9 protein-coding genes are annotated in these 9,503 nt (G+C 67.2%); 4 read left to right on the plus strand and 5 right to left on the minus strand.

Annotated elements, in window-relative coordinates:
- The 5 genes from AC5JJ6_RS27695 to AC5JJ6_RS27715 all read right to left on the minus strand — a co-directional run.
- Positions 1–188: FAD-dependent oxidoreductase (locus AC5JJ6_RS27695; RefSeq protein WP_496045155.1), on the minus strand; the 188-nt coding region annotated here is incomplete at its 3' end.
- Positions 185–1,399, minus strand: coding sequence for a DUF2478 domain-containing protein (locus tag AC5JJ6_RS27700; RefSeq protein WP_496045156.1), 1,215 nt, complete (start codon positions 1,397–1,399; stop codon positions 185–187). The genes AC5JJ6_RS27695 and AC5JJ6_RS27700, both read right to left, overlap by 4 nt.
- 117 nt (positions 1,400–1,516) lie before the next feature.
- Entirely contained in the window at positions 1,517–2,371 is an 855-nt protein-coding gene (locus AC5JJ6_RS27705) for a manganese catalase family protein (protein WP_496045157.1), read from the minus strand.
- Between the two features lie 120 nt (positions 2,372–2,491).
- Entirely contained in the window at positions 2,492–3,619 is a 1,128-nt protein-coding gene (locus tag AC5JJ6_RS27710; protein WP_496045158.1) for a zinc-dependent alcohol dehydrogenase family protein, read from the minus strand.
- Positions 3,620–3,721: 102 nt separating this feature from the next.
- The gene (locus AC5JJ6_RS27715; protein WP_496045159.1) at positions 3,722–4,924 is read right to left on the minus strand and encodes an alpha/beta hydrolase; all 1,203 of its coding nucleotides are present in this window, start codon (positions 4,922–4,924) and stop codon (positions 3,722–3,724) included.
- Between the two features lie 514 nt (positions 4,925–5,438).
- Between AC5JJ6_RS27715 and AC5JJ6_RS27720 the strand changes: the two genes are divergently transcribed.
- From AC5JJ6_RS27720 to AC5JJ6_RS27735, 4 genes are all read left to right on the plus strand, one after another.
- Positions 5,439–6,467, plus strand: coding sequence for a BMP family protein (locus tag AC5JJ6_RS27720; protein ID WP_496045160.1), 1,029 nt, complete (start codon positions 5,439–5,441; stop codon positions 6,465–6,467).
- Positions 6,468–6,493: 26 nt separating this feature from the next.
- Positions 6,494–8,014: an ABC transporter ATP-binding protein gene (locus tag AC5JJ6_RS27725; RefSeq protein ID WP_496045161.1), complete on the plus strand. Its 1,521-nt coding sequence runs from the start codon at positions 6,494–6,496 to the stop codon at positions 8,012–8,014.
- Entirely contained in the window at positions 8,004–9,065 is a 1,062-nt protein-coding gene (locus AC5JJ6_RS27730) for an ABC transporter permease (protein ID WP_496045162.1), read from the plus strand. Before AC5JJ6_RS27725 ends, AC5JJ6_RS27730 begins: the two co-directional genes overlap by 11 nt.
- A gap of 28 nt (positions 9,066–9,093) precedes the next feature.
- Positions 9,094–9,503, plus strand: a 410-nt coding sequence (locus tag AC5JJ6_RS27735) for an ABC transporter permease subunit (protein ID WP_496045163.1), incomplete at its 3' end; no start/stop codon positions are given.

The raw sequence follows: 9,503 nt of genomic DNA on the forward strand, positions 1-9,503 counted from the left end.
CCGGATGCTCCGGCGGCTACGCGGTCGTGCCGCTCCGCGACGGTGACCCGCCAGCCGCGCCGGATCAGTGCCGCCGCCGTCGCCGCTCCCGCGATGCCGGCGCCGATGATGAGGGCATGGCCAGGAGAGGCCGCCGGAGGAGGCGGGCGAAACCAGGGCGGCAATGCCGCCCGCTGGCTGACGCTCATCCCGGCCGGCGCAACGTGACCTGCCGCCCGAACTGGCGGAAGCCGCGCGGTGTCGCCCCATCGGCAATGCACTGCGCCATGCCGGCCGGGTCGTCGACGATGAAGCCGGCCAGGATCTCGACACCGTAGCTGAAAAGCCGGGGCGTCAGGGGCGTGCCCGGTCCGGCCAGTGCTATCCGCGCACCGCGCGCCAGATCGAGCAGGCGCGGCAGCGAGCGGTTGGCGATGGTCGAGGCCGTGATGATGGTGGCGGCGCAGCCGGGCAGCAGCCAGTCGGCGGCGGCGGCAGGATACTCGTGAGCGTCGGGCTGGGCATCGACCACGAGGGCGTTCGGCAGACGGCGGGCGATGTCGGGGAAGGAGCCGATCGCGACGACGCGGCCATGCTCTTCCGCGAAGGCGTCCAGGCCGTTGCCGCCGCCGACTTCCAGGCCGGGACGATTGTAATGGGCGTTCAGGGCAGCGAGGCCGACCGCCGCTTCGAACAGGTCGATGGAATTGACGAGGCCGGCCAAGTGCCGAAGACCCTTTGCCGCCATGTCCTCCAGCGAGCGGCCGGCCTGGTCGGCGCCGCGCGGTATCCGCGCCAGCCCGCAGGCTTCCGGGCCTTCGATCAGCAGCCAGTGGGCGCTGCGCGTGATCCGGGCGACAGGACCGTCCTTCACGCCGAGCAGGAGGTCCTGGTAGAGCCGCTGGCTTCCCCACCACTGCCAGAGCGCCGCCTCGTCCGGGCGCAACAGGTCGCAGTGGCCGCCGCTGAACTCCATCCACTCGTCGATCAGTCGTCCGGCAACCGACGTGAGCACCGGCAGGCCTTCCGACATGGCTAAAAGAAGCTCGTCCGACAGGCCGCCGCCGCCCTTTTCCAACCCGCCGAACTTGTTGACGACGACCAGATCGGGCTTGCCGGACAGGGACGCGCGCAAGCGGGAACCAGCCTCGGCGATCCCGCCGGGATCGACCCGGCAGGAATTCGAGCCGGCGCCGAGGTCCTGCGAAATACGAATCGCCTCACCGCTGCCGAGATCGATCAGATCCATGACGCAGGCGCAGTCATCGCCCGCATCGCCGTTGCGCTGGATCAGGCCGGCGACCTTGAAGCCGCGGCTCTGGATTTCCTGCGCGAAATCGCCCAACAGCGTATCGGTCATGGCCTTAGGGCCATGGATAACGGCGCCGGGCTTCAGTGCCGGCATAGAGACGGGAACCATTCCCACCGCCACCTCCCCCAAGTCCAGAAAACCACCCCTTCCATGGGGTAGGGCCGGAGTTTAGGGCAAGGCGGCAGAGGTGTCACGGCCCGGCGGAGGCGCCGGGCCGTGCGGAGTTTACATCTGCTCCTTCTGAGCCCCGGAACCGTCACGCGCCGGGCCGAGTACCGGCTCGTCACCCATGGGGGCTGCCTGTACCGCCGTGAACTGGCCCTTGCCGTCCAGCGACGGACCGGAGGTGTAGCGGCCGGCGGGGGGCGGGTTGCCGTCCTTGTCGGTGCCGAAGAAGGCGTAGCTGAACTCCTGCTTCTCCAGGCTCTGGTCGAAGCTGTTGGGGATCGGCAGTGCGGCCGAGCCACCCAGTTCCTCGATCACCGCCAGCCATTGCTGCTGGTGCATCGTGTCGCGCGCGATCAGGAAGCTCAGCATGTCCTTCATGCCGGGATCGTGCGCGGCATTGTAGAGCCTGACCGCCAGCGTCCTGCCGGTGGCCTCGGCGGTTACGTTGGCGAACATGTCGCCGGCAAGGTTGCCGCTGGCATAAACATGCGAGCAGTCGAACGGAGCGCCGTCGGAATTGCCGGGGAAGGCCGCCAGACCGGTGGAGAGCAGATGCTTGTGGAGCATGCCCTCCACCATGTGGCGCGGACGCTCGCCGCCCATCACGGCATTGACGACAGGGTTGGCGGCTGCGGCGGTCTCCTGGAGCGACAGCGGCGCTTCTTCCAGGTTCAGGGCGACGGCGGTCGCCAGCATCTCGATATGGCCGATTTCCTCGGTCGCGGTATGCAAAAGCATATCACGATACTTGGTCGTCGGGCCGCGTGCGCCCCAGGCCTGGAAGAAGTACTGAAGACAGACGCGGAGTTCTCCTTCGATCCCGCCGATGGCTTGTTGTAGCTGTCGTGCGAACAGCGGGTCGGGAGTTTCGACACGGACCGGATACTGCAAGCGCTTGTCGTGATAGTACACAGGTCTGTCCTCTGCAATACGGGAAGATGCCCCGCAAACAGGACCGCGTGCCACCTGTTATCGGTTGAAATCGCGGTAAACCGAAAGAGGCCGCCCGCGACCGATCGATATCCGGGTCAGCTAGAACATGATCAGCTGGCGCACGGCCGTACCATCCGCCAGCCTGTCGAACGCCTCGTTGATCTCGTCCAGCTTGATGTGGTCGCTCATCAGGGCGTCGACCGGCAACTTGCCTTTCTTGAACAGGCGGATGTAGCGCGGGATGTCCCGGCTGGGAACTCCGCCGCCGAGATAGCTGCCTTTCAGCGTCCGCTCTTCCGCCACCAGGGTAACGGCGGGGATCGACATCATCTTCGACGGGTTCGCCAGCCCGGATGAAACGGTGGTGCCGCCGCGCCGGGTAATCCGGTAGGCCATTTCCAGCGCCGGAGCCGAACCGGCCATCTCGAACGCGTAGTCGACGCCGCCGCCGGTCGCCTGCTTGATAGCCGTTTCGACGTCCGGGGTTCCTGCGTTGAAGACGTCGGTGGCGCCCAGCTGGCGGGCGAGGTCGAGCTTGCGGTCGATCATGTCGATGGCGATCACGCGGTCCGCACCCGCCATGATGCAGCCGAGCATCGCGTTCAGTCCGACGCCGCCCAGGCCGATCACCGCGACGCTGGCTCCGGCGAAGACCTTGGCGGTATTGACGACGGCGCCGACGCCGGTCAGCACGGCGCAGCCGAACAGCGCCGCCTCGTCGAATGGGATGTCGGGGTCGATCTTCACGGCGGAGCGGGCGGATACCACGGCGTATTCGGCGAAGGCGGAAACGCCGATATGGTGATGGATCGGCTTGCCGTGAGGACCTGTGATCCGCATGCCTCCCCCCAGCAGCGTGCCGGCTGCGTTGGCCGCGGCTCCCGGTTCGCACAAGGCGGGCCGGCCTTCGGAGCAGGGACCGCAGCGGCCGCAGCTCGGCACGAAGACGAGGGCGACATGGTCGCCCGGCTCGAAGCCCTGGGTACCTTCGCCGACCTGCTCGACGATGCCCGCCGCTTCATGGCCGATCGCCATCGGCATCGGGCGGGGCCGGTCGCCGTTGATGACGGACAGGTCGGAGTGGCAGAGGCCGGCGGCCTTGATCCGGACCAGCAACTCGTCGCGGCCGGGGGGCGCCAGCTCGACCTCCTCGATATGCAGGGGCTTGCTGTCGGCATAGGGGCGGGGAAGCCCGATTTCATGCAGGACGGCGGCTCTGGCCTTCATGGTTCCGCTTCCTCGAGTGGTGTGCGTTTCTCGTTATCCGACTTCATTGATAACCGATTACACCAGCCCAAGGGGTGGAAAAGCGGAAGGGATGAGACCGCGCTACGGCAGACGGCGCAGCACGGTGTCCAGTGTGGCTGCGCCGTCGCGCGACTGCCATGAACCGGCCAGCGCGCCGTCCGGGCGCAGCCGATAGCGGAGCTGGTTCAGGGCCGGTTCATCGAACACGAGCTCGCCCTTGGCGAAACGGCCGTTTCGGCGGGAGGACTCGGCGCGTTCTTCCGGGGCAAGACCGGCGCCCAGCAGGTAGGTCGCAGACACGCGCTCGCCTTCCTCGTCGGTCGTGACGCTGTCGATGTGCAGCGTCACTTCCCGGCCGTTCCGGTAGAAGCCGTACCAGGAGCCTTTCAGGTCGAAGCTGGCGGCAGGGCTTGCCGCCGCCAGGGTGGCGCCGACGCGGACCGGTTTCCGGTCGGGAGCGGGACGCCGTCCCCAGGGTGACTCGCAAGTCTCCTCGTCGGCATCCGTGAGGATGGAACCGGCGATGAACCGGCCGATGCAGGAGGCGAAACGGCGGGCGAAGAGACCGCTCGCCGCCGCCGAATGGCCGATCAGGTCGGCGGGCTGGTCGATGACGAGGTCGCGAGCCTGCCGTCCGGCGGCAGCCAGGATCGTGCGGGACGTTCCGGCCCGGCCGCCGGGATCGTAGGAATCGCCGTGGAAAAATACCAGCATGACCGGCGTTTCGCCCACTTGCCGCAGCAGGCGGTAGAGTTCGGTGGCATTGGCGCGCCACGTCTCGAACGACTCGGAAAAGCTGCCATAGGCGGCGGGCGCCGTGGCGATCACAGCGTCCGCTACGCCATCCTCCGCAACGGCGGCCAGCACCGCGAAGGCGCCGAAGCTCTGGCCGGCAACGCCGATCCGCCGGTAGCCCTGGGCGCGCAGGTCGCGCGCGGCCCTGGCCAGACGCGACGCCGTGCCCGACAGGCTCTCCGCCTCGCGCAGGCGGTTGAGCCGGAAGGTGTCCCAGCCCTGTTCCGCCAGCGCCTTGACATAGGGCGGGGTGGGAGACCGCGAGTCCTCGTCATGCATCGACAGGCCATGTGCCCAGATGACGGCGCCGGAGGCTTGCGCGGGGCCGAGCGGCGTCCGCTCCGGAGTGGCGGGCTCCACCCACATGGTTGGCTTGACCGGAGCTGCCGAGGCCGGCAACGGTATCGAGGCTTGAGCGGTCAGCAGAAGCGCCAGCGCAATGCCCGCCGATACCCAGTCCGTCCGGTCCCGAAGCCAACGCCAGCACATCGCCGCAACCCGATTTCCATATATCCACGCTCCGGTTGAGCTTCAGGCAGGCGTGGTGAAAAAACGGTTAGTGCCGAGGACTTATCCCATAGGCGCCAACTTAAAACGTTCCTGCGCGTCGGGCGGGCATTCTCCTCCACTTTACCGTCATGCCAAGACTTGATCTTGGCATCTCCCGGCGAAAGCTGACGTGAGGACTTCAACCTGAAGTCCGGATGTCACCCGCCCAGTTCCTGAAAGAAGATACCAAGATCAAGTCTTGGTATGACGGGAAGGGGGTGAACAGTCTATGTCAGCGCCGATGGGAACTCATCCGGTTGCGACATTGCGGCCAGCCCGCATTCCTCGATAAATGCCGTGCATGCCTGGATATTGAGCAGTATCTGGACAGACGCCGCAAAGCTATGCTCCTCTCGGACGGAGAGGGGCCGTGGCGCCACGTCCGGGACCGTGGCATGAGGGTTGCTACCGGGCTGAGATGACAAAGAAAATACCGGATAGAGGGGCTGACGGGATGAGCGGGTTTTCAGGACGGGGGATCGGACGGCGGGCTTTGCTGATGGCGGCCGGGCTCGTGGCGGGCGCCGTGGCGCTGACGGGCGGAGCCGCCGGTGTCTTCGCCCAGGACAAGACCAGGATCAAGGTCGCCAGCGTCTATACCGTGCCGATCGAGCAGCAGTGGGTCGGACGCATCCACAAGGCGCTGAAGGAGGCAGAGGCTCGGGGCGAGATCGAGTATGTCTGGGCCGAATCGGTGGCGGCCACCGACTACGAGCGGGTCATGCGTCAGTATGCGGAGGCCGGACAGCAGCTTATCGTCGGCGAGGCCTTCGCGGTCGAGCGGCCGGTGCGCGCGGTTGCCAAGGACTACCCCAAGACGGCGTTCCTGATGGGATCGAGCTTCGGCCCGGCGGGGTCGAACCTGTCGGTGTTCGACAACTTCATCCAGGAGCCGGCTTACCTGACCGGTCTGATCGCCGGCGGCATGTCGAAGTCGGGGATCATCGGCATGGTCGGCGGATATCCGATCCCGGAAGTGAACCGGCTGATGAACGCCTTCATGCAGGGCGCTCGCGAGACCAACCCGCAGATCAAGTTCATGGTCAGCTTCATCGGCTCGTGGTTCGATCCGCCCAAGGCCAAGGAAGCCGCCTTCGCGATGATCGACCGGGGAGCGGACATCATGTATGCCGAGCGCTTCGGCGTGTCGGACGCCGCCAAGGAGCGCGGCAAGCTGGCGATCGGCAACGTGATCGACACCCAGCCGCAGTATCCCGAGACGGTGGTCGCGAGCGCCCTGTGGCATATGGAGCCGACCATCTTCCGCGCCATCGCGGCGGTCCGCGAGAACAAGTTCAGCGCCGAGGACTACGGCCAGTTCAGCACCATGAAGTTCGGCGGGTCGAGCCTGTCGCCGCTGGGGACCTTCGAGAAGAAGATCCCCGAAGCCGTGCTGGCCAAGGTCAAGGAACGCGAGCAGGAAATCCGCGACGGCCTCTTCCGCGTCGATGTCAATGACAGCGAGCCGAAGTCGTCGATGTGATGAAGCCCAGGAGTTAAGGGGGCTTCATGCACGAGGTCGTACTGAGACTGGCAGGGGTGACCAAGCGCTTCGGCGCCCTGGTCGCCAACGACGATATTTCGCTGGAGCTTCGGCGCGGCGAGGTCATGGCGCTGCTGGGGGAGAACGGCGCCGGCAAGACGACGCTGATGAACATCCTGTTCGGCCATTACGTGGCCGATGCGGGTACGATCGAGGCGTTCGGGCAGCCGCTGCCGGGCGGCTCGCCCAAGGCGGCACTGGCCGCCGGCATCTGCATGGTGCATCAGCACTTCACCCTGGCCGACAACCTGTCGGTCCTGGACAACGTGATCCTAGGGACGGAGCCGTTGTGGCGGTTCCGGTCGGATCGCGGCGCCGCGGCCGCCAAGCTTTCGGCGCTAGCGGAACGGTTCGGCCTGACGGTCGATCCCGCGACGCTTGTCGGCAGCCTGTCGGTGGGTGAGCGCCAGCGGGTCGAGATCCTGAAGGCGCTGTACCGGGATGCCCGCATCCTGATCCTGGACGAGCCGACCGCCGTGCTGACGCCGCAGGAGAGCGAGCGGCTGTTCGCGACGCTGAAGCTGCTGACGGCGGAAGGCTTGGGCGTCATCTTCATCAGCCATAAGATGAACGAGGTGATGGCTGCCAGCGATACCGTCGGCGTGCTGCGCGGCGGCAAGCTGGTGGCGGTCCGCCGCACGGCGGAGACGGACCGCAGCGAACTGGCGGAGCTGATGATCGGCCGGACGCTCAAGGCTCCCGCCGTCGAGCCGATGGAGCCGGCGGAGCCGGTGCTGACTCTGACCGGCGTTACCCTGCGGGCGGCGCGCGGCATGCTGGACCGGGCCGATCTGGTCGTCCGGAGGCACCAGATCGTCGGCATCGCCGGCGTTTCCGGCAATGGGCAGGCGGCGCTGGCGGATCTGGTCAGTGGGCTGGGCGTGCCGGACGATGGACGGCTCGAAGTCTTCGGCAAGCCGGTCGTCGTGGCCGGACCGCTGGAGATGGTCAGGCGCGGCGTGGCGCGCATTCCGGAGGACCGTCACGCGACCGGGCTGGTCGGCGACATGGCGGTCTGGGAGAACCTGATCGCGGAGCGCGTCAGGCTGCCGGAGTTCTCGCGGTTCGGGTTTTTGAGGCGGGATGCCGCCAGAGCACGGGCACGACAGGTCATCAAGGACTACGATGTCCGCTGTCCGGGACCGGACGCGGTGTCGCGGCTGCTGTCCGGCGGCAATATGCAGAAGCTGATCCTGGGGCGGACGCTCAGCTACAAGCCGGGACTGATCCTGGCGAACCAGCCGACGCGCGGGCTGGATGTCGGCGCCGTCGCCTATGTCCACGAACAATTGCTGGCGGCTCGCAGGGCCGGGGCGGGAGTGCTGCTGATTTCGGAGGATCTGGACGAGTTGCTGACCCTGGCCGATCAGGTCGCGGTGATCCACCGGGGACGCCTGTCGCCGCCGGTGCCGCGCGCCGCCGTCACGGTGCGTCAACTGGGGCTCGCCATGGCCGGACATTGGGAGGAGTTGCCCGATGTGGCTTGAACCGCGCGAGCATGTCTCGGTCGCGGTCCGCGTGCTGGCTCCCGTCGGGGCCGTGGTCGCGGCGCTGGCGCTGTGCGCCGTACTGATCGCCTGGACCGGAACGGGAGTGGTGCAGGCTTACGGATTGCTGTACCAGGGCGCGCTGGGCTCGCAATTCGCCCTGGCCGAGACGCTGACGCGGGCTACTCCGCTGATGCTGACGGGGCTGGCGGTGGCGGTGGCGTTCCGGGCGAAGCTGTGGAACATCGGGGCCGAAGGGCAGCTCTACGCTGGCGCCCTGGTCGCCGTGCTGCTGGGGAGCGGTCCGCTGGAACTTCCCGCCTGGGCGCTGGTGCCGATCGTCCTGATCGGGGGAGCGCTGGCGGGATCGGTGCTGCTGGTCGGCCCGACCGTGCTGAAGACGCGGTTCGGCGTGGACGAGGTCGTGACGACGCTGCTGCTCAATTTCATCGTGCTGCTGTTCGTTTCCATGATGCTGGAAGGACCGCTGAAGGATCCCATGGGGATGGGCTGGCCGCAGAGCGCGCCGGTGCTGCCGGAGGCGGAGTTGCCGAAGCTGGTCGAGCGGTCGCGGCTTCACTGGGGACTGGTGCTGGCGATGGCGGCATCCGTCGTGTTGTGGGTGATGAATACGCGGACGGTGTGGGGCTATGAAATCAAGGCGGTCGGCGCCAATCCGCGCGCGGCCGGGTTTGCCGGGATCGCCGTGAACGGCGTGATGCTGCGGGTAGCCGTGCTGTCGGGTGGACTGGCCGGGCTGGCGGGAGCCGCCGAGATCGCCGGGCTGCGGGGATACCTGACGTTGGACCTGTCTCCGGGCTTCGGCTACAGCGGTATCGTCGTGGCGATGCTGGCCCAGCTTCACCCGCTGGCGGTGGTGGCGGCTTCGGTGTTCGTCGCGGGGATCTTCGTCGGAGCCGACGCCATGAGCAGAAGCGTGCCGGTACCGAACTACATCGCCGACGTCCTGGTGGCGGTCAGCCTACTGTGCATCCTGGTCGCGGGCTTCCTCGTGCGGTACCGGGTCCGTTGGTCCGGCGCCCAGGGTTGAGTGGCGGGTTGATGGGCAGGGGGAACTGATGGCTGACATTCTCGACCTGCTGGTATCGGCGGCGTTCTGGACGGCCACGTTGCGGATCGCGACGCCCTACATATTGGGAACGCTGGGGGAGCTGGTCTGCGAGCGGGCCGGGGTGCTGAACCTCGGCATCGAAGGCATCATGACCCTGGGCGCCATGGCGGGGTGGATGACCGTCTACCAGGGCGGCGACCTGTGGACCGGCGTCATGGTCGCCGCCTTGGCAGGCGGTATGCTGGGGCTCCTGCATGCCCTGCTGACGGTGCCGCTGGGATTGTCGCAGCATGTTACCGGGATAGGAGTCACGCTGCTGGGAACCAGCCTGTCCTACTACGTCTACCGGATGGTGCTGCCGCAGGTTTCCAGCCCGCCGACGATCGAGCCGTTCCAGCCCTGGGCGGTCCCGGTGCT

The sequence above is a fragment of the Skermanella sp. genome, from assembly GCF_059503625.1.